The following is an 18,979-nucleotide window of genomic DNA, read 5'->3' as shown; positions in this document are numbered from 1 at the left end:
CCCCGTCCAGCCGGCCCAGAGGAGAGCAGTGTGGCGACCACCCCCCGCACCGAACCGCCCGCGGCCGCCCGGTCCGGACCCTCGGCCGAGCCGCTGCCGGATTTCGAGGGTGTCGACGTGGCAGGACTCGCGGCGCGGACGGATCACGCGGTGCTGGGCGAGGTGGCGGCGCTGCTGCTGCGCAACTGGCCCTCAGCTGAGGACGCGGTGGCGTACTACGAGGACGGTCCGGGAAAACTCTTGCATTGATGGTCAGGTGCGGTGGTTTTTGGGCAAACGCGCAACGAAACCGGCCAGTTGTCGGGGGGAATCGGTTCCTTAATCGGTGGCGGAGCCATGCATGAGTCAACGGGCGGGTGTTGACCCATGCATGGCTCCGCCACCGACGAAGGCAGGGGGCAGTGCCGTGCTGGGCGAAGCGACCGGTCGGACCACCGCCGTACCCTTCCGGCAATTCGTCCTGAAGATCCACAGCCGCTGCAATCTCGCCTGCACCTACTGCTACATCTACGCCGGCCCCGACCGCAGTTGGCGCGACCGCCCCCGGCTCGTCCCCGCCGCCACCGTCCGCCGGACCGCCGAGCGCATCGCCGAACACGTACGGACCCACCGCCTGCGCGAGATCCGCGTCGACCTGCACGGCGGAGAGCCGCTGCTCACCGGCCCCGGACCGCTCCTCGACCAGGCCGCCGCGATCCGGGCCGCGCTCCCGGCCACCTGCAACGCCGAATTCGGCGTCCAGACCAACGGCACCCTGCTCACCCCGCAGATACTCGACACCCTCGGCGCCGCCGGATTCCGCCTCGGCGTCAGCCTCGACGGCGGCACCCCCGGACTCAACCACCGCCGCACCGACCACGCCGGACGCCCCTCCTGGCCCGCGGTCACCCGCGGCATACGGCTGCTCACCGCCCGGCCCGACGTCTTCGCCGGCATCCTGTGCACCATCGACGTCACCGCGGACCCCGCCGAGGTCTACCGCTCGCTCCGCGCCCTCGGCCCCCCGATGCTCGACTTCCTGCTCCCGCACGCCAACTGGTCCAGCCCGCCGCCGGCTCCCGCCGGGAGGGGCCCGCACCCCACGCCGCCGGGTGCCGCGAGCCGCACCCCGTACGGCGACTGGCTGTGCACCGTCTTCGACCTCTGGTGGGACGGCGGCCCCGGCCCCCGGGTGCGGGTGTTCACCGAGATCCTGGGCCTCCTCCTGGGCCGCCCCAGCTCCAGTGAAGCCGTCGGCCTCTCGCCGGTCGTCGCCCTGGTGGTCGACACCGACGGGGCCATCGAACAGGTCGACTCGCTGAAATCCACCTACGAGGGCGCCGCCGCCACCGGCCTCGACGTCTTCCGCAACAGCTTCGACGAGGCCCTCGCCCACCCCGGCGTGGCCGCCCGTCAGCAGGGCCAGGACGGCCTCGGCGCCCAGTGCCGCAGCTGCGCCCTGATGGCGGTGTGCGGCGGCGGCAACTACGCCCACCGTTACCGCGCGGGCGCCACCGGCTTCGGTAACCCTTCCGTGTACTGCGCCGACCTGGAACGCCTGATCCGGCACATCGCCGCCCGGCTGGACGCCACCGTCGCGCTCAACTTGCCTTCCCCCAACACGACCTGACGCACTGTCGCCATATGGGGGGACACTTGGACTATCGTGCCGAACAGCCCCCCGGCCGCCCCGGTCCGGGCACGGCCGCCGCACAGCCTCTACGCGCGCGCCCCTTCGCACCTCAGGGAGACGGTCGCATGGCCGATCAGTCCAGTTCTTCCGGCCCCACCCGCTCCACGGAGCACATCACGATCAGCTATGCGGGCTTCGCCCGGCCATGGGCCGCGTGGATCTCCCACCAGCTGGAAGAGCTGGGACACGGTACGACCATGCTGCGCTGGGACCCCCAGGCGGAGACCGCGCTGTCCGCGGAACTGTCCGGGCTGCTGGAGGCCGAGGGCCGGCTGCTGATCGTCCTCGACGACTGGTACTTCAAGCTGGGGCCCAAAACCCAGGACGAATGGACCGCCGCCCTGCGGGAAGTGGTGGCCCCGCACGCCGACCGGTTCGCCGCGGTCAGTGTCGCCACCCAGTCCCTGCCCGCCACCGCCTCCCTGCTCCGGCCCGCCGACCTGCGCGACCTGGACGCCCACGAAGCCAACCGCCGGCTGCTGCACCGCCTCGGCATCACGTCGTCCGGCCACGCCGTGGACGACAACGCCCCCGGCGCGCCCCGCTTCCCGAACAACCCGCCCGAGGTGTGGAACATCTCGCGCCGCAACAATCGCTTCACCGGCCGCGACGACGTACTCGAAGAGCTGCACGGCAAGTTGGCGGGCACCGGAGCGAGCGCCGCGCCGCCGCTCGAAACCCGTATCGCGCTCTTCGGCACCTCCGGCGTCGGCAAGAGCCAGATCGCCGCCGAATACGCCCACCGCTTCGGCAACGACTACGACGTGGTGTGGTGGATCAGCGCCACCAACCGCGGCGCCGCCCGTGAACAGCTCGCCGAACTCGCCACCCGCCTCGGCCTCCCGGTGGGCCAGGAACTGGGCGACCGCATCCGCGCCGTCCACGAAGCGCTGCGCATCGGCCGCCCCTACCGCCGCTGGCTGCTGATCTTCGACAGCGCCGACGACATGGAGCAGGTCGAGGACCTCATCCCCGACGGCCGCGGCCATGTCCTGATCACCACCCTGACCCGCGACTGGTCGGGATCCGGCAGCGCCCAGGAGATCGAGGTGCTGCCCTTCGCCCGCGTCGAATCCGTCGCCTACGCCCGGCGGCGCGCGGGACGGCTGACGCCCGCCGAGGCCAACCTCCTCTCGGATGCCGTCCAGGACCTTCCGCTGCTGCTCGCCCAGACGGCGGCCTGGCTCGACGCCAACCCGATGTCCCCCAAGGAGTACATCGAACTCATCCGGCGCGGCGAGCCCAGCCTCGTCGGCATCCGGATCTCCTCCGACTACCCGATGGCCTTCCAGACCAGCTGGGCCATAACCCTCAACACGCTGCGCGAACGCAGCCCCGCGGCCGTCGAACTCCTGAAGCTCTTCGCGTTCTTCAGCCCCGACGCCATCCCCGTCCCGATGCTCGCCAGGGCCCGCCGCGGCGACCTCCCCGAACACCTCGCCGACCTCGCGGCCGAGCCGCTCCGGTGGAACACCGCACTGCGCCGGCTGACCGAATCCACCGCCGTACGCCTCGACTACCAGATCTCGCAGGACGCCGACCCGGCCGTCGAAACCGCCCAGATGCACCGGATCTACCACCGGTTCCTGCGCAGCGACCTGACCGAGGACGAACACGACCAGATCTCGGCCGCGGCCTGCCGGGTGCTGGTCACCGCCGACCCGCAGGACCCCACCGACACCCGCAACTGGGAGCGCTACGCCGAACTCATCCCGCACCTGGAATGGGCCGGTGTCCTGGACAGCGCCGAACCCGCCGTCCAGGAACTGCTGCTGAACTGCATCGAATATCTGCGGGTACGCGGCGAGTACCGCATGGGCCTGCGGCTGTGCGAACAGTTCCTCTCCCGCTGGCGCTCCCGCATGGAACCCACCCGCCGCACCATGCTCGTGCTCACCCACCAGCACGCCAACATGCTGCGCAGGCTGGGCCGTTACCGCGAGGCCGAAGCCGTGGGCACCGCCATCGTCGACCAGCTCGCCGCGGAGCGCGAGCCCTCCGACTCCGACCTGCTGCGCGCCCAGGACGGCCTGGCAGGCACCTTGATGGCACTGGGCGCCTACGAGGAGGCGTACGGCCTCTTCGACGCGGTCTGGCGGGCCTACGCCGAGCTGCTCGGCCCCGAGGCCCCGCGCACCCTCTCCTCGCGCCACAACCTCGGCTCCGTTTTCGCGCTGCTCGGCCGCTACGAGGAAGCCCTGGTCACCCACCGCGACGTACTGGCCTTCCGGGAACGCGAGCTGCGCGCCCGTCACCACCTCACCCTCAACGCCGGCACCTCCTACGCCCGGATGCTGCGGCTGCTCGGCCGCTACCGCGACGCCACCTCCAGCCAGGAACTCAACGCCCGGCTGCACCTCCAGGTGATGGGCGCGCACACCCCGCAGACCCTGCGCGCCGAGCACAACCTCGCGCTGTGCCTGCGCCGCTCCGGCGACGTCGTACGCGCCGACGCGCTGATGGCCGACCTCGTCGAGCGCTCCCGCCGGGTGCAGGGCCCCCGGCACCCCGAGACGCTGATGATGCGCGCCGACTACGCCACCTTCCTGCGCGAGCACGGCGACCTCGGCCAGGCCCGCGACCTCGCCGAGGAGGTCGCCGAGCGCTACCGCACCCTGGCCGGCGAACGGCACCCGTACACCGTCGGCACCCTCGGCAACACCGGCCTGGTGAAGGCCGAGTTCGGGGAGCACTCCGAAGCGCTGGACATCGCGGAGCGCGCCTTGAACGGCATGACGGGCGTCATGGGCCCCGACCACCCCTGGACGCTGGGCTGTGCGCTGAACGCCGCCGCCGCCCGCAACCGCGCCGACGACGAGAACGGCGCGCTGGAGCTGAGCCGCGACACCCTGGAACGAGCCAAGATCATGGTGGGCGACACCCACCCGATGACCCTCTCCGCCAAGACGGCGCTCGCCGAGGACCTGCGGACCCTGCGGCGCGGCCAGGAGGCGGCGAAGCTGGAGCAGGAAGCCGTCGGGCAGCTCACCGAGACGCTGGGCGCCGAACACCCGCACACCCTCTCCGCCCGGCGCCGGCGCCGCCCGTACTGGGACTTCGAGCCCCAGCCCGTCTAGGGCGTGCTCTCACAGCCCGTATGACACCCGCCCCGCAACCCCGAAGGGCCCGTCACCGCGATCGCGGTGACGGGCCCTTCGGCAACTCCCGGTGCTACCGGAGGTCGTGACGCCTACGCGTCGAAGACCTCGGCGACCAGCTGGGCCTGCTCCGCCTGGTGGCGCTTGGCGGAGCCGACAGCCGGGGACGAGCCGTGCGGACGCGAGATGCGGCGCAGGCGCTCGCCGTGCGGCACATCGGCGCCGACGGCCAGGTCCAGGTGGTCGATCAGGTTGAGGCCGAGGAACGGCCAGGCACCCTGGTTCGCCGGCTCTTCCTGGGCCCACAGGTACTTCGCGGTGTTCGGGAACTTGGCGATCTCCGCCTGGAGCTCCTTGCCGGGAAGCGGGTACAGCCGCTCGATACGGACGATCGCCGTGTCGGTCGCGCCGCGCTTCTCCCGCTCCGCCTCCAGGTCGTAGTAGACCTTGCCGGAGCAGAAGACGACCTTGCGGACGTCCTCGGCCTTGACCGTCGAGTCACCGATGACGGGGCGGAAGCCGCCCGTCGTGAACTCTTCCGTCTTCGACGCCGCGGCCTTCAGACGCAGCATCGACTTCGGTGTGAAGACGACCAGCGGCTTGTGGTGCGGGTTGTGGACCTGCCAGCGCAGCAGGTGGAAGTAGTTCGACGGGAGGGTCGGCATCGCGACCGTCATGTTGTTCTGCGCGCACAGCTGGAGGAAGCGCTCGATCCGGGCCGAGGAGTGGTCCGGGCCCTGGCCCTCGTAGCCGTGCGGCAGCAGCAGGGTGACGCCGGAGGTCTGGCCCCACTTCTGCTCGGCGGAGGAGATGAACTCGTCGACGATCGTCTGGGCGCCGTTGACGAAGTCACCGAACTGCGCCTCCCACATGACCAGCGACTCCGGGCGGGCCAGCGAGTAGCCGTACTCGAAGCCCATCGCCGCGTACTCGCTCAGCAGCGAGTCGTAGACGTTGAAGCGGGCCTGGTCCTCGGAGAGGTAGAGCAGCGGGGTGTAGTCCTCGCCGGTCTCGCGGTCGATCAGCACCGCGTGGCGCTGGCCGAAGGTGCCGCGGCGGGAGTCCTGGCCGGCGAGCCGGACCGGGGTGCCCTCCATCAGCAGCGAGCCGATGGCGAGGGTCTCGCCCATGCCCCAGTCGATGGTGTTGTCCTCGACCTGGGCCGCGCGGCGCTGCAGCTGCGGCAGCAGACGCGGGTGAACGGTGACCCGGTCGGGGACGTTGACCTGCGACTCGGCGATCCGCTTGACGACCTCCTGGGAGATCGCGGTGTCCACGAAGACCGGGAACTCGGCCTTCGGCTGCGGCACCTCGGGGGTCGCAGCCGTCGTCGTGGCGTCCCGGACCTCGGTGAAGACCTTCTCCAGCTGGCCCTGGAAGTCCTGCAGCGCCTGCTCGGCCTCTTCCAGCGTGATGTCGCCGCGACCGATCAGCGATTCGGTGTAGAGCTTGCGCACCGAGCGCTTCTTGTCGATCAGGTCGTACATCAGCGGCTGGGTGAAGGCCGGGTTGTCGGACTCGTTGTGTCCGCGGCGGCGGTAGCAGATCAGGTCGATGACGACGTCCTTGTTGAACGCCTGGCGGAACTCGAAGGCGAGACGCGCGACGCGCACCACGGCCTCCGGGTCGTCACCGTTCACGTGGAAGATCGGCGCCTCGATCATGCGGGCCACGTCCGTGGCGTACATGGAGGAGCGGGCCGACTCCGGTGCGGCGGTGAAGCCGACCTGGTTGTTGATGACGATGTGCACCGTGCCGCCGGTGCGGTAGCCGCGCAGCTGCGACATGTTGAGCGTCTCGGCGACCACACCCTGGCCGGCGAACGCCGCGTCACCGTGCAACTGGAGGGGCAGGACCGTGAAGTCCGTGCCGCCCTTGTTGATGATGTCCTGCTTGGCGCGCGCGATGCCCTCGACGATCGGGTCGACGGCCTCCAGGTGGGAGGGGTTGGCGGCCAGCGAGACCTTGATCTGCTCGCCGTCCAGGCCGGTGAAGACGCCCTCCTGGCCCAGGTGGTACTTCACGTCGCCGGAGCCGTGCATCGACTTCGGGTCGAGGTTGCCCTCGAACTCCCGGAAGATCTGCGCGTACGACTTGCCGACGATGTTGGCGAGGACGTTCAGCCGGCCGCGGTGGGCCATGCCGATGACGACCTCGTCCAGGCGCGACTCGGCGGCGGAGTCGATGACCGCGTCGAGCAGCGGGATGACGGACTCGCCGCCCTCCAGCGAGAAGCGCTTCTGGCCGACGTACTTCGTCTGCAGGAACGTCTCGAACGCCTCGGCGGAGTTCAGGCGGCGCAGGATGCGCAGCTGCTCCTCGCGCTCGGGCGACTTGTGGGTGCGCTCGACCCGGTCCTGGATCCACTTGCGCTGCTTGGGGTCCTGGATGTGCATGAACTCGATGCCGGTGGTGCGGCAGTACGAGTCGCGCAGCACGCCCAGGATGTCGCGCAGCTTCATCATGGTCTTGCCGGAGAAGCCGCCGACCGCGAACTCGCGCTCCAGGTCCCACAGGGTGAGGCCGTGCTCGATGATGTCGAGGTCGGGGTGCTTGCGCTGGTGGTACTCCAGCGGGTCGGTGTCGGCCATGACGTGGCCGCGGACCCGGTAGGAGTGGATCAGGTCGAAGACCCGCGCGGCCTTGGTGACGTCGTCGTCGTGGGAGACGTCGATGTCACGCAGCCAGCGGACCGGCTCGTACGGGATCCGCAGCGACTTGAAGATGTCGTCGAAGAAATCGTTCTCGCCGAGCAGCAGCTGGCTCATGATGCGCAGGAACTCGCCGGAGGCGGCGCCCTGGATCACGCGGTGGTCGTACGTGCTGGTCATCGTCATGACCTTGGCGACGCCCAGCTTGTTCAGGGTGTCCTGCGAGGTGCCCTGGAACTCGGCCGGGTAGTCCATCGCGCCGACGCCGAGGATGAGGCCCTGTCCGGGCATCAGACGGGGCACGGAGTGGACGGTGCCGATGCCGCCCGGGTTCGTCAGCGACGCGGTGACGCCGGTGAAGTCCTCCATCGTCAGCTTGTTGTCGCGGGCCCGGCGGACGATGTCCTCGTAGGCCTGCCAGAACTCGAAGAAGGTGAGCGTCTCGGCCCTCTTGATGGCGGCGACGACGAGCTGGCGGTCGCCGTTCGGCTTCACCAGGTCGATGGCCAGACCGAGGTTGACGTGCTCGGGCTTGACCAGCGTCGGCTTGCCGTCCTTCTGGGCGAAGGAGTAGTTCATCGACGGCATGGCCTTGAGGGCCTGCACCATCGCGTACCCGATGAGGTGGGTGAAGGAGACCTTCCCACCGCGGGCGCGCTTGAGGTGGTTGTTGATCACGATGCGGTTGTCGAAGAGCAGCTTCACCGGCACCGCACGGACGGACGTGGCCGTCGGCAGCTCCAGTGAGGCGTTCATGTTCTTCGCAACGGCGGCCGAGGGGCCGCGCAGGGTGACCATCTCCGGTCCTGCCGGAGCCTCGGCATCCGCCGGGGCGTCCTTGGCGGCGGGCTTCGCGGCCGACTTGGCCGGCGCTGCCTTGGCAGGCGCGGCCGGAGCGGCCTTGGCGGGCGCCGGAGCACTCGCTGCGGGCTTCGCCGGGGCTGCCGGGGCGGCGGGCGCGGCCGGGGTGGCGGCCTGCGTCTCGGCCGGCGGAGCCGGGGACTGCGCCGGGGCTACCGGAGCGGGGGCTGGCGCCTCCGCCGGCTGGCTCGGCGCGGTGGCGCCGCCCGGCTTGTAGTCGGCGAAGAAGTCCCACCAGGCTCGGTCAACCGAGTTCGGGTCCTGGAGGTACTGCTGGTAGATCTCGTCGACGAGCCACTCATTTGGACCGAACGCAGCGGCAGGGTTCTTTCCCTGCCCCTCTTGGTCGGTCGAGATGCTCGAGCTGTTGGGGGACTGTAGCGACACGGCGGCAACCGCCCTCTTCCGCTTCCTAAGGTGGTGGACAGCGGGAATAAAGGCTACGCCTCTTGTGACCTTTGGTGCAGTCCGGGAGGGCCACAGGTCGCGCACGTCACATTCGCCGAGGGGTTTCGGGGCATGACTTGGCGGGAAACACACGGAGTTTGCCCGCGTGAGGGTAGAACTCATCGCCGAGGCACGCCCGGGGTCGGTGCTCCCACCACCGACCCTACGTCACCGACCGTCAACCTCGGGATGACTCCTTACCCGGAAGCGTGACTCTGATGCGGCATCCACGAGGGGATTCGGCCACCCCGATCCGCCCGCCGTGCAGATCCACCGCCCAGCGCGCGATGGCCAGCCCCAGACCCGTACCGCCGTCACTGCCGGGACCGGACGGCGCCGGACCGCCGCGGTTGAACCGCTCGAAGACGCGGTAGCGCTCCGACTCCGGAATGCCGGGCCCCTCGTCCTGCACCTCCAGCTCCAGGCTCTGCGGCCCGTCGCCGCGCCGCGCGTGGACGGTGACCCGGCCGTGCTGCGGGCTGTGCTTGATGGCGTTGTCGATGAGGTTGGCGACGACCTGGTGCAGCCGCTCGGCGTCCGCGTGCGCGGTCAGCTCCGGCGGGGACACATCGAGATGCAGGTGTACGTCCGTACGGGTGTGGGTGCCGGAGCCGGCGAGCCCGGACAGCGTCGAGGCGCCCCGGCTCATATTGGCCTCCTTCAGCACCCCCGACAGATACGGCCAGACCTCGAAGCGCCGGGAGTGCAGCGGCACCACGCCGTTGTCCAGCCGGGACAGGTCCAGCAGGTGCTCGACCAGCCGCCCCAGCCGCTCGGTCTGCTTCAGCGCCGTCCGCATCGTCTCCGGATCGGCCTCGGAGACGCCGTCCACGACGTTCTCCAGCACCGCCCGCAGCGCCGCGATGGGGGTGCGCAGCTCGTGCGAGACATTGGCGACCAGCTCCTTGCGGTGGGTGTCCACCGCCTCCAGGTCGGCCGCCATCCGGTTGAAGGCGTCGGCCAGGTCGCCGAACTCGTCGCGGCGCTCCGAGCGCACCCGCCGGCTGTAGTCGCCGTGTGCCATCGAGCGGGTCACATCGGTCATCTCGTCGAGCGGCGCGGTCAGGTTGTTCGCCACGAACTGGGTGATCAGCAGGGACGCGATGATCGAGAAGACCGTGATCACCCGCAGCTCGGTCGCCGAGGCGATCGCCACGAACACCAGGAGCGTCGTGATGATCACCGAGACGATGACCAGCGCGCCGAGCGCCGCCTTGACCGAGCGGTACGGATCCAGCGGCCGCAGCCCCTCCCAGATCCGCTCCCAGATCTCTTCCGCGCGCTCCCGCCACCGCCGCATCATGCGGCCGGGGTCTCCAGCGCGTAGCCGACGCCGTGGACCGTACGGATGCGCTCGGCGCCGATCTTGCGGCGCAGCGCCTTGATGTGGCTGTCGACCGTGCGCGTCCCTGAGGCGTCCGCCCAGTCCCAGACCTCGGCCAGCAGCTGCTCACGGGAGAGCACCGCGCGCGGGGTGTTCGCCAGGCAGACCAGCAGGTCGAATTCGGTCGGGGTCAGATGCACGTCCGCGCCGCGCACCCGCACCCGGCGCTGGGCGTGGTCGATCTCCAGCTCGCCGAGGCGCAGTATCCCGGTGCGCGGGGTGTGCGCCGCGAGGGCGGCCCGCTCGACCCGGCGCAGCAGGACGTGCACCCTGGCGGCCAGCTCGCGCATCGAGAACGGTTTGGTCATGTAGTCGTCGGCGCCGACACCGAGGCCGACGAGCATGTCGGTCTCGTCGTCCCGAGCGGTGAGCATCATCACCGGTACGGGCCGCTGGGCCTGGACCCGGCGGCACACCTCCAGGCCGTCGAAGCCCGGCAGCATCACGTCGAGGACCAGCAGATCGGGCTGCCAGGCCTCGGCGGTGTCCACGGCGGCCGGGCCGTCCGTGGCGGTCTGTACCTGGAAGCCCTCGGCGCGCAGCCGGGCCGCGATGGCGTCCACGATCGTCGGGTCGTCCTCCACGACCAGCACCCGGCGCTGGGCGCCCGGCGTGGCCGCGGTGGTGCCGCCCTGGGTTGTCTGAGTCTGGTCCATCGCCCGCCCCTGCATGTCCCCTGCGTGGTCGCGTATTGCTGGGCAGCAGCGTAAGGGCATGGTGTGACTGTCGGCTACGCGCCCTTGCGCGCCAGATGCACCACGTCGGGGACGCCTCGGACAACGGTGATCTCTTCCGTCCGTACCCCATGGAATCCGGCATTTCGGAGCGCCTCGTCGAAGGCGGACGACGGCTGCGCGGACCAGACGGCGAGCACTCCGCCGGGTGTCAGGAGGTCATGGCAGGCGGCGAGGCCTGCGGGGGAGTAGAGGCTGTTGTTGTCCTCGGTGACGGTCCAGTCGGGGCCGTTGTCGATGTCCAGACACAGGGCGTCGAAGGGGTGTTGGTCCCCGCCCGCCCGGATGTGCGCGATCAGATCGGTGTGTGCGATCTCGGTCCGGGGGTCGGCCAGCGCGGCCGCCGAGACCGCCGACAGCGGGCCGTCGCGGTGCCAGTCGATCACCGCCGCCTCCCGCTCGACGACCACGATCCGGCCCCAGCGGGGCTCGGCCGCGGCCCGCGCCAGCGAGAAGCCGACGCCGAGGCCGCCGATGAGGACGGACGGCCGCTCCCGCCCGGCCGGCAGCTCGGCCAGCGCGGCGTCGATCAGCAGCCGCTCGGAGCGTCCGTCGGAGGTGTCCATCAGGAAGCAGCCGTTGGCGATGATCTCGTAGACCGCAGGCGCCGCAAGGGTTCCGGGGCCCTCGGGGGAGCCGCCCCGCTGCCGCAGGACCACCTCGCCGTACGGGCCCTCGCGGCGGTCGAGGGTGCGCGGGGCCTCCTGGAGGCCGGCCGTCGGATGCATCGGATGCGCGGGGGTAACGGGAGCCATGCGGTCATTTTGGCCAACCACCGGGGCGGCGGTCCAAACGTTTTGGAAATGGCCGGAGGACGACCCCGGACGTGGCGAATCTCATGAGGGTTGCTCTGCGTGACGCATCTCACCCGCACAGCTCGCTCATGGGTTGAACGTGCAGGCTGGTCGCGCACGTTGTCCAGGGCGGGGGCGGAACCGCGGCAGCGGACCTGCGAGAGCCGAACCGCGGGAGCGGAACGAAAGGGGCGGTGGCGTGAGCGTGCTGGAAACAGCCGGTGGTGTGCCCGCCGGGAGCACGGCCGACGGCAGCGCGCCCACCACCCTCGCGCGAGGGCGGCCCTGGCGCGTGCTGCCGGGTCCCCTCAGTGCCCCCTTTACCTTCTGTTACGCCGCCCTCCTCGCCGCCACCTCCCTCTTCGCCGCGTACGCGAACCCCTCGCTGGTCTCCGAGCTGCTGAGCGGCTCCAGCACGGACGTCGTGCACCTCGCACGCACCCCGCTGCTGGTGCTCGTCGCCAGCGCCCTGTGGATCGCCGGCGGCCTGACCTCCGCGTACGCCCTCGCCTTCCTCGTCGTACTGACCGCACTGGAGCGGCGGATCGGCGGGCTGCGCACGGCCGCCGTGTTCTTCGGCGGCCATGTGCTGGCCACCCTCGCCACCGAGCTGCCGGTCGGATTCTCGGTCGCGGTCGGACAGCTGCCGGACAGTTCCCTGCACCGCCTGGACTACGGCATCAGCTTCGGCGTGATGACCTGCACCGGAGCGCTCGCCGGACTGCTGCCCGCCTGGGCGCGCTGGCCCCTGCTCGCCGGTGTCGGCTACCTCGCGGTCTCCGACCTGCTCGCCTACACCGACCCCCTGACCGACTGGGGCCACACCCTCGCGCTCGCGCTGGGAGCGGTGTCCTGGCCGCTGCTGCGCCGCTGGCGTGACCGGCGTACGGGCCCCGCCCCGCTCCTGGGAGATCTCGGGCATCCGGCGCTGCACGGCGCCCGTACCTTCTGACGTCCGGGTGCGGGTGCCCGGCCCGCGCGGTCTACTCGGTCGTGAATGCCGCGAACGCCGCGCATCGGGACGAGGGATGCCGCATGCGAATGATCTTTGTGAATCGGCCGGTGAAGAGTGTCGAGAAGTCGACCCAGTTCTTCGGGAAGCTCGGCTTCGAACTCAACCCCGCGTACTCCGACGAGAGCTGTTCCTGTCTGGTCATCGACGAGAACATCTACGTCATGCTGCTCGCCGAGCCGCGCTTCAAGGACTTCATCAACGACGAGATCAGCGATACGGGCACCGGGACCGAGGTGCTGAACTGCCTGTCGGCCAACAGCCGCCAGGAGGTCGACGACCTTCTGTCCGCGGCGCTCGCCGCCGGCGGCAAGCCCTGGAAGCCCGTCATGGAGGAGGGGCCCATGTACGGCGCCAGCTTCCAGGACCTCGACGGACACGTCTGGGAACTGGTCTACATGGAGCAGTAGTTGCCGGGGCGCCGGGGCCGGTGAGGCCGGGCCGGTTCACGGCTGGGGCGTCGGCGCCGCCGGGTAGGGGTGCCGGGAGGTCCGGAGGACGGCGTAGGCGCTGCCGCCCAGCAGCGCCACGCCCGACAGCACGCCGCTGACGAACGGCACCCACGCCACCGCGGGGCTCGCCGCCATCGCGAGCCCGGCCGCGCCGAGCACGGTGAGCGCGACACCGGGCACGGCGATGCTGCGCCGCTTCCAGACCGCCATCAGCGCCACGAAGTGCAGCCCCACGATCAGTGCGATCCACGCGACGGCGGTCTCCTCGGGTGCGCCGGCGGCACGGAGCGCCAGATTGCCGCCGATGAGGAGGACCACCTCCGCCACCACGACGAGAGCGAACTTCCCGCGGAACCACGGTGGTTGAGGCTCCGCGGAGCCCTGGGCCGCCGCGGGCCGCTCCTGTCGTCCGGCGCGGAGTGCGAGCGCCGGCAGCCCGGCGAAGGTCAGCACGGCGAGCACGCGCAGCGTGTTGCCGACCGCCGGGGGCAGCGGGGAGTGGGCGTTGGCGACCACGAAGATCGTCCCGAAGAGTGCGCCGATGAAGACACCGGACATCCGCTGCAACATCCGGTGAACGTAGCAGTCGGGCCCCGCGCCGACACCCCCTGTGGCGGCCCTATCCGAGCCAGACCAGCATCCCGTCGCCGTCATCGGCCGCGGCGCGGAAGAACGGCCGCAGGGCGTCGTAGTGCTCGCGCACATAGTCCAGGGACTCGCCGCCCCCGCGCTCCCAGACGATCGTCGGGTAGACCTCGGACCGCGCGAGGTCGGCCGGGTCGACGCCCGCGGTCAGGTCGGCGCCGGATATCGACGCCAGCGCCTCGGCGGCCGCCCGCACCCGGTCGGGGGCGAGGCAGCGGGGTGGTCCGTAACCCCAGTCGTCGGCGTTGGCCAGCTCCTCCTCGCCGTGGACGATGTCCACCGGGAAGGACGTGCGGCGCAGCAGGAAGCCGACGGCGTCCCAGGCCTTGTCGATGTCCAGGCAGCGCGCGGCCGCCGGGTCCGTGCCGTCGGCGGGCTCGGCGTTCATGCGCGCGCTGACCAGATCCAGCGCCCACTCGGGATCGCGGCGGGCCCGGTCGAGTTCGGCGGGTGTGACTCGTGCGTATTCCCCGATCATGCTCATGGTCCGGATGCTAGGTCCGGGCACTGACAACGCGGCGTGCCCGGGGTGGGGTGCGGCGGGCGCAGCGATCGAAACAAGCCGTCCGGCGCGGCCGGCGGCCCCTGGGAGAATGGGGCCACATCAGGGCGAGGCCGACCTGTCGCGCCCCAGGTAGCAGGAGTTCAGCCACCTTGCCCCAGGACCGCGAGCACCCGATTCCCGATACCGCCCCCGGTGGCGCGCCCGGCACCGCGGATCCCGGACCGCGGCCCGACCTAGGCCTGCGGGCCGACTGCGGCAGCTGCTTCGGACTGTGCTGCGTCGCGCTGCCGTTCGCCGCCTCGGCGGACTTCGCGATCGACAAGGACGCCGGGAAGCCCTGTCCCAACCTCCAGCCGGACTCCCGCTGCGGCATCCACGCCGAGCTGCGCGAGCGCGGCTTCTCCGGCTGCACGGTCTTCGACTGCTTCGGCGCCGGCCAGAAGGTCTCGCAGGTCACCTTCGGCGGCCAGGACTGGCGGGGGTCCCCGCGCGGCGCACGGCAGATGTTCGACGTGTTCCCCGTCATGCGGCAGCTGCACGAACTGCTCTGGTACCTGGCCGAAGCGCTGACCCTGGACCCGGCCCGCCCCCTCCACGCCGACCTGCGCGACGCGCTGGAGAAGACCGAGCGGCTCACCCTCGGCAGCGCCGAGGAGCTGTCCGCGCTGGACGTGCCGGCCCACCGCGGCGAGGTCAACGCGCTGCTGCTGCGCAGCAGTGAACTCGTCCGCGCCGAGGTCCCGGGCCGCAGGAAGGACCGGCGCGGGGCCGATCTCATGGGGGCCCGCCTCAAAGGCGCCGATCTGCGCGGGGCCAACCTCCGGGGCGCCCTCCTCATCGCGGCCGACCTCCAGGGCGCGGACCTGCGGTCGGCCGATCTGATCGGCGCGGACCTGCGGGATGCCGACCTCCGTGGCGCCGACCTCACCGGCTGCATCTTCCTGACCCAGGCTCAGGCCAACGCGGCCAAGGGCGACGGTGCCACCCGCCTGCCGCCGGCGCTCACCCGCCCGTCGCACTGGAAGCGGTAGCGACTGCCCGCCCCGGCCATCCCCGGAGCCCCCCGGCCGCGCTGTCCCCTCCTCTCTGTACCCCTCCGGTCCCGCTGTCCGCTGTGATCGCTCACAGCGAACGCCGCCTGGGGAACATCTTCCGCACTCCTTGCATTGAGTGGGTATAGCTCAACTTGCTTGCCGAAGGGGAGATCATGGCTTCGACGTCCACATCGCTCACTCTGCCCGTGCTGCCCCTCGATGACGAGGTCGTGCTGCCCGGCATGGTGGTGCCCCTCGACCTGTCCGACACGGATGTGCGGGCAGCGGTGGAGGCCGCGCAGGCCGCCGCCTCATCGGGTAACAAGCCGGAGGTGCTGCTTGTGCCCCGGGTCGACGGCACCTACGCCGGTATCGGCACGCTCGGCCGGATCGAGCAGGTCGGGCGGCTGTCCGACGGCGACCCCGGTGCGCTGATCCGGGGCCTGGGCCGGGTGCGGATCGGCTCCGGCACGACCGGTCCCGGAGCCGCGCTCTGGGTGGAGGGCACCACCGTCGAGGAGACGGCCCCCGACCCCCTGCCCGGCTCGGCAGGTGAACTCATCACCGAATACAAGGCCCTGGCCACCAGCTGGCTGCGCAAGCGCGGCGCCTGGCAGGTCGTGGACCGCGTGCAGCAGATCGACGACATCGGGACCCTCGCCGACAACTCCGGGTACTCCCCGTTCCTGACCACCGAGCAGAAGGTCCAGCTGCTGGAGACCGTCGATCCGGTCGCCCGGCTGAAGTTCGCCACCGAGGCGCTGCGCGAGCACCTCGCCGAGCAGGACGTCGCCGAGTCCATCGCCAAGGACGTCCAGGAGGGCGTCGACAAGCAGCAGCGGGAGTTCCTGCTGCGGCGCCAGATGGAGGCGGTCCGCAAGGAACTCGCCGAGATCAACGGCGACCCCGAGGACGAGGGCGAGGACTACCGCGCCCGGGTCGAGGCCGCCGAGCTGCCCGAGGACGTCCGCAAGGCCGCCCTCAAGGAGGTCGACAAGCTGGAGCGGTCCAGCGACCAGAGCCCGGAGGGCTCCTGGATCCGCACCTGGCTGGACACCGTCCTCGAACTGCCGTGGAACGCCCGCACCGAGGACGCCTACGACATCGCCGGCGCCCGGGAGATCCTGGATGCCGACCACTCCGGCCTGGACGACGTCAAGGAGCGGATCACCGAATACCTCGCCGTCCGCAAGCGCCGGGCCGAGCGCGGACTCGGGCTGGTCGGCGGGCGCCGCGGCGGCGCGGTGCTGGCGCTCGTCGGGCCGCCCGGTGTGGGCAAGACGTCGCTCGGCGAGTCCGTCGCGCGGGCCATGGGCCGCGAATTCGTCCGGGTCGCCCTCGGCGGTGTGCGGGACGAGGCGGAGATCCGCGGTCACCGCCGTACGTACGTCGGCGCGCTGCCCGGCCGGATCGTGCGGGCCATCAAGGAGGCCGGGTCGATGAACCCGGTGGTGCTGCTCGACGAGATCGACAAGGTCGGATCCGACTTCCGCGGCGACCCCGCGGCCGCCCTCCTGGAAGTCCTGGACCCGGCGCAGAACCACACCTTCCGCGACCACTACCTGGAGGTCGAACTGGACCTCAGCGATGTGGTCTTCCTGGCCACCGCCAACGTCCTGGAGTCCATCCCCGAGCCGCTGCTGGACCGCATGGAACTGGTCCGGCTGGACGGGTACACCGAGGACGAGAAGGTCGTCATCGCACGGGATCACCTGCTGCCCCGCCAGTTGGAGCGGGCCGGTCTCGAAGCGGGCGAGGTGACCCTGGAGGACGACGCGCTGCGCAAGCTGGCGGGCGAATACACCCGCGAGGCGGGCGTGCGGAATCTGGAGCGGTCGGTCGCCAGGCTGCTGCGCAAGGTCGCGGCCCAGCACGAACTGGGCGAGCGGGAGCTGCCGTTCACGGTCGGCACGGACGCGCTGCGTCCGCTGATCGGGCGCCCGCACCACACCCCGGAGTCGGCGCAGGACCCGGCCGAGCGGCGGACCGCGGTCCCCGGTGTGGTCACCGGCCTCGCGGTCACCGGTGCAGGCGGCGACGTGCTGTACGTCGAGGCGTCGCTCTCCGATCCGGAGACCGGTGCGGCCGGGCTCCAGCTGACCGGTCAGCTCGGTGACGTGATGAAGGAGTCGGCACACATCGCACTGTCGTTCCTGCGCTCGCACGGCGCCGAACTGGAGCTGCCGGTCGCCGATCTGAAGGAGCGCGGAGTGCATCTGCACGTCCCCGCGGGCGCCGTCCCCAAGGACGGTCCGAGCGCGGGCGTGACGATGACGACCGCGCTGGCCTCGCTGCTGTCGGGCCGGCAGGTCCGGCCGGACGTGGCGATGACCGGGGAGATCTCGCTGACCGGGCGGGTGCTGCCGATCGGCGGCGTCAAGCAGAAGCTGCTGGCCGCGCACCGCGCCGGGATCACGACCGTGATCATCCCCAAGCGCAATGAGCCGGATCTGGACGACGTGCCGGCCGAGATCCTGGAGGGCCTCAGGGTCCACCCGGTCGCGGACGTCCGGCAGGTCCTCGAACTGGCGCTGACACCGGCCTCGGCCGGTGCCGCACCGGAGGTTCCGGTCGCCGCGTGACGGTAGTGGCCGGCAACCGGCAGGGCCCCTCCCGCACTCCGTGTGCGGAAGGGGCCCTGTTCGTCCCGTTCCTTCGCGCAGGCGGCCGGGCGCCGACCCCGCCCCGTACGCAGTCGGCGGGTCAGCCGTTGGCGAGGGCCTGGAGGCGGTCCAGGGCGCCGTTGAAGCGGTTGTGGTCGCCGACCGTCGGACCGGTCGAGGTGTACTGCCAGATGGTGTGGAAGCCCCAGCCGGCCGGGAGTTCACCGACCGAGGAGCCGTAGCGCGGGACCCACAGCGGGTTGACCGCGCCGAAGGCGCCGGAGTTGCCGGTGCACTGCTGCCACCAGCTGGTGGAGGTGTAGATGACGGCGTCCCGGCCGGTGCGCGCCTTGTAGGTGGCGAAGAAGTCCTTCATCCAGTTGACCAGCCCGGCCGCGCTCAGCCCGTAGCAGGTCGCCCCGTAGGGGTTGTATTCCATGTCGAGAGCGCCGGGCAGCGTCTTGCCGTCCTTGGACCAGCCGCCGCCGTGGTCGACGAAGTAGTTGGCCTGCGCGGCGCCGCTGGAGGTGTTGGGGGTGGCGAAGTGGTACGCGCCACGGATCATCCCGACGTTGTATGAGCCGTTGTACTGCTGCGCGAACGACGGGTTGGTGTAGCTGGTGGATTCGGTCGCTTTCACGTAGGCGAAGCGGACGCCGCTGTTCCAGAGGGTCTGCCAATTGACGCTGCCCTGGTGGCCGCTGACGTCCACGCCCTCGACCGAGGCGGCGGCCGCGGAATCCGGCGGGGCGACTCCCGGGGCGACTCCCGGGGCGCCGCCCTCGTGGGCGGCGATCTGTGAACCGGCCCAGTCCTGGCCGGGGTGGGTGGGCTCGGGGGCGTACTTCGGTGCCGCCGCGGCGCTGCCGGGCAGGCCGAGGAGGAGGGAGACGATCGCGAGGAGGATCCCGGCCACGGTCGCGAGGGAGCGCGAGGAGCGGTGGGGGGAGCCGGATCTGAGCACGGGCATTCGTGCCTCCGAAGATCTCGGTGAGTTGACCTGAGGGGGGAACGGTCTACCTGAGAGGAACGGTCTACCAGAGGGGGAACGGTCTGCCGGAGCGGAAACGGTCTGCCTCAGGGGTGG

General features: G+C 71.1%; 14 protein-coding genes. 7 read left to right on the top strand and 7 right to left on the bottom strand.

Going from position 1 to position 18,979, the window contains the following annotated elements; genetic code table 11:
- The first annotated feature begins 30 nt into the window (after window positions 1-30).
- The 3 genes from ACIRQ7_RS02060 to fxsT all read left to right on the top strand — a co-directional run bounded on the left by ACIRQ7_RS02060 (window position 31) and on the right by fxsT (window position 4,749).
- Window positions 31-249, top strand: coding sequence for a YxD-tail cyclophane-containing RiPP peptide (locus ACIRQ7_RS02060; RefSeq protein ID WP_404259172.1), 219 nt, complete (start codon window positions 31-33; stop codon window positions 247-249).
- Window positions 250-406: 157 nt separating this feature from the next.
- Window positions 407-1,609: an FxsB family cyclophane-forming radical SAM/SPASM peptide maturase gene (locus ACIRQ7_RS02055; protein ID WP_404259170.1), complete on the top strand. Its 1,203-nt coding sequence runs from the start codon at window positions 407-409 to the stop codon at window positions 1,607-1,609.
- Between the two features lie 128 nt (window positions 1,610-1,737).
- The gene (gene fxsT, locus ACIRQ7_RS02050) at window positions 1,738-4,749 is read left to right on the top strand and encodes an FxSxx-COOH system tetratricopeptide repeat protein (protein ID WP_404259168.1); all 3,012 of its coding nucleotides are present in this window, start codon (window positions 1,738-1,740) and stop codon (window positions 4,747-4,749) included.
- A 113-nt stretch (window positions 4,750-4,862) separates the two neighbouring features.
- Here the strand turns inward: fxsT and ACIRQ7_RS02045 are convergent, their stop codons facing one another.
- The 4 genes from ACIRQ7_RS02045 to ACIRQ7_RS02030 form a co-directional block, all read right to left on the bottom strand.
- A complete protein-coding gene (locus ACIRQ7_RS02045; RefSeq protein WP_404259166.1) occupies window positions 4,863-8,669 on the bottom strand; it encodes a multifunctional oxoglutarate decarboxylase/oxoglutarate dehydrogenase thiamine pyrophosphate-binding subunit/dihydrolipoyllysine-residue succinyltransferase subunit in 3,807 nt (1,268 codons plus the stop codon).
- Window positions 8,670-8,907: 238 nt separating this feature from the next.
- Entirely contained in the window at window positions 8,908-10,032 is a 1,125-nt protein-coding gene (locus tag ACIRQ7_RS02040; RefSeq protein WP_401462947.1) for an ATP-binding protein, read from the bottom strand.
- Entirely contained in the window at window positions 10,029-10,769 is a 741-nt protein-coding gene (locus tag ACIRQ7_RS02035; protein WP_401462949.1) for a response regulator transcription factor, read from the bottom strand. The genes ACIRQ7_RS02040 and ACIRQ7_RS02035 overlap by 4 nt, the downstream gene beginning before the upstream one ends.
- Before the next feature lie 74 nt (window positions 10,770-10,843).
- Complete coding sequence (locus ACIRQ7_RS02030; protein WP_404259164.1) at window positions 10,844-11,602, bottom strand: spermidine synthase; 759 nt, start codon at window positions 11,600-11,602, stop codon at window positions 10,844-10,846.
- A 133-nt stretch (window positions 11,603-11,735) separates the two neighbouring features.
- On the opposite strand from ACIRQ7_RS02030, the gene ACIRQ7_RS02025 reads away from it, so the two are divergent.
- Entirely contained in the window at window positions 11,736-12,593 is an 858-nt protein-coding gene (locus ACIRQ7_RS02025; protein ID WP_404259162.1) for a rhomboid-like protein, read from the top strand.
- Between the two features lie 83 nt (window positions 12,594-12,676).
- Window positions 12,677-13,063 carry a VOC family protein gene (locus ACIRQ7_RS02020; RefSeq protein ID WP_404259160.1) on the top strand — a complete coding sequence of 129 codons (387 nt, stop codon included), beginning with the start codon at window positions 12,677-12,679 and terminating at the stop codon, window positions 13,061-13,063.
- Window positions 13,064-13,099: 36 nt separating this feature from the next.
- Here ACIRQ7_RS02020 and ACIRQ7_RS02015 read toward each other — a convergent pair whose 3' ends face one another.
- Together ACIRQ7_RS02015 and ACIRQ7_RS02010 are read right to left on the bottom strand one after the other, a co-directional pair.
- Window positions 13,100-13,675 carry a hypothetical protein gene (locus ACIRQ7_RS02015; RefSeq protein ID WP_404259158.1) on the bottom strand — a complete coding sequence of 192 codons (576 nt, stop codon included), beginning with the start codon at window positions 13,673-13,675 and terminating at the stop codon, window positions 13,100-13,102.
- Between the two features lie 49 nt (window positions 13,676-13,724).
- On the bottom strand, window positions 13,725-14,234 hold the full coding sequence (locus ACIRQ7_RS02010; protein ID WP_404259156.1) for a YfbM family protein: 510 nt from the start codon (window positions 14,232-14,234) through the stop codon (window positions 13,725-13,727).
- Between the two features lie 194 nt (window positions 14,235-14,428).
- Here ACIRQ7_RS02010 and ACIRQ7_RS02005 point away from each other — a divergent pair, with 194 nt between their 5' ends.
- Both ACIRQ7_RS02005 and lon read left to right on the top strand, forming a co-directional pair.
- Complete coding sequence (locus tag ACIRQ7_RS02005; RefSeq protein ID WP_404260058.1) at window positions 14,429-15,286, top strand: pentapeptide repeat-containing protein; 858 nt, start codon at window positions 14,429-14,431, stop codon at window positions 15,284-15,286.
- A gap of 176 nt (window positions 15,287-15,462) precedes the next feature.
- Window positions 15,463-17,871, top strand: coding sequence for an endopeptidase La (gene lon, locus ACIRQ7_RS02000; RefSeq protein ID WP_404259154.1), 2,409 nt, complete (start codon window positions 15,463-15,465; stop codon window positions 17,869-17,871).
- A gap of 121 nt (window positions 17,872-17,992) precedes the next feature.
- Here the strand turns inward: lon and ACIRQ7_RS01995 are convergent, their stop codons facing one another.
- Window positions 17,993-18,862, bottom strand: a complete 870-nt coding sequence (locus ACIRQ7_RS01995; protein ID WP_404259152.1) for a lysozyme — start codon at window positions 18,860-18,862, stop codon at window positions 17,993-17,995.
- Window positions 18,863-18,979 lie beyond the last annotated feature (117 nt).

It is taken from the genome of Streptomyces sp. NPDC101393 (assembly GCF_044767385.1).
Lineage (GTDB): Bacteria > Actinomycetota > Actinomycetes > Streptomycetales > Streptomycetaceae > Streptomyces.
Note: the sequence above shows the minus strand (reverse complement) of the source record. Positions and strands in the feature narration are given on the sequence as shown.